The organism is Faecalibacterium sp. AF10-46 (genome assembly GCF_003604105.1).
GTDB classification, from domain to species: domain Bacteria; phylum Bacillota; class Clostridia; order Oscillospirales; family Ruminococcaceae; genus Faecalibacterium; species Faecalibacterium taiwanense.
This window is the reverse complement of sequence record NZ_QVGY01000014.1, coordinates 54699-56355: the sequence shown is the minus strand read 5'-3', so window position 1 is coordinate 56355 and position 1657 is coordinate 54699. Positions and strand designations below refer to the sequence as shown.

The 1657-nt window shown below is 56.1% G+C and carries 1 protein-coding gene; it reads right to left on the bottom strand.

What is annotated here, in order from left to right; all coding sequences use genetic code 11:
• Window positions 1-63 precede the first annotated feature (63 nt).
• Window positions 64-1386: a phage/plasmid primase, P4 family gene (locus DWV57_RS13250; protein ID WP_120021018.1), complete on the bottom strand. Its 1323-nt coding sequence runs from the start codon at window positions 1384-1386 to the stop codon at window positions 64-66.
• Between the last annotated feature and the right edge of the window lie 271 nt (window positions 1387-1657).

Sequence of the window (1657 nt, the reverse complement as noted above, 5' to 3'; positions counted from 1 at the left end):
TCTCTGTACGCACGTACGCAGCGAAAGACCGAAAACGCACCATATAGGGGGATCAAAAGCGGGTCATGCCCGCCAGCCATTGGGGGTGAGGTCGGGCTGCACAAGGGCTTCGATGCCCACAAAGCCTCGGACTCTCCGCCCGGACGAGTTGACGATGTTGTTGGTGGATTCCAGATTATACCTGCGCTGGTTGGCGATCAGCGCATCGCTGAACCCTCGTGCCTTGATCGCATTCAGGCTGTTCTCCTCACACCACATTCGATAGACCTCATACAGCTCTTTCGAGCTGGTGCAGGCATCCGCCTTCAGGCGGATGTAGCCCTCGGATTCAAGGAAATCAAACACATTGTTGTTGTCCCGCTTCACCAGTTCCCGGTTGCGCTTGGTACGGTCACTCTCGGTGAACTGGAAGCCATTCTTCACCAGCCGCTGCAAGCCCTCAAATGCCCACAGCAGGATGCCCTCGACCTCTGCCGCCATCTTCTCGGCAATGTCCGGGTCATCCACACGAGACAGGGGCTTATCCTTGGTGGTCAAGATGAGCTGACGACGGTAGAAACCGTCCGAGCGGTCATACAATGCCTGCAAATCGCCATTGCTGAACGCCAGCAGGCGGGCGTACATCCAACCCTGATAGCTCTGCTTGCCCTTGCGCTCCAAGTCCATCTGCCCCTGTGCGGTCACGATGGACTTGACATAGTTGGTCTGGCGCAGGGCTTCCATCCGCATATCATCGTCCACACAGAGCAGGGTGTGCTCTAGATCGGCACGGGCAAAGCGGTTCTCCGAGATTTTGCCGATGTTGCCATCCTTCATGTTGCAGCCGAACAGCCGGGACAGCACCACGCCGATTTGCGACTTACCCTCACCGCCGCTGCCCTTGATGACCATCATGCGCTGCCCCTTGTTGCTGGGGATCAGGCAGTAGCCGATGAACTCCTGCACCGTGGGAATGTCCTCCGGGTAGAGCAGGTCGGACAGGAACCGCAGCCAGTGGACGGGCTGGGCGGCTTTCGGGTCATATTTGACCGGGAGCCGGTTGCGGACGATCTCCGGCTTGCCTTCCTGAAAGGTGCCGTCCAGATACAGGGTGCCGTTTGCCAGCGCAATGCGGTCGGTGATGGGCGGGAAGTCCTCCACCTGTGCCGCCAGCTTCAGTACGTCCACGACATTGCTGACCCGTTTGGCGATATTTGCGCCGATATGGTCTCGCAGCATATCGAAAATTTCACAGCGCAGGTTCATGGTGTCTGTGACCCTGCCTTCCGGGGTGAAAAATGCGCCATTCACATAGAGGAACTGGTGGGTGCTGAGAAAATCGTCACAGAAGATAGATTCGTTGAAGAAGCCTTTCTTGATCCATGCGGGGGTAAAGTTGTTTCCCATAGGCACACATCCTTTCTTCGGTGCTGCGGCTTATCCATGTGGTCAATTTGGCCACATGGATTTTCTCTGCTGCAACAGGTGGATAAACGTCCTTTGGGTTACGGCAAATCAATGTGGACAATTTGTCTACATTGATTTCTCCTGCCGCAACGAGTAGATAAACGTCCGTTTCACCTCATGTGCTCATTTTGACCACATGAGGTGAATTGCCGTTCTCCCTGCATGGTGTTCCTGCCCCCTTCCGGCGGCGTTTTCCGGCTTTCCCACTTGG

Bases quoted from the DNA above. Each gene is read 5' to 3' on its own strand.
- DWV57_RS13250 (WP_120021018.1), bottom strand. From the start codon at position 1,386: ATGGGAAACAACTTTACCCCCGCATGGATCAAGAAAGGCTTCTTCAAC.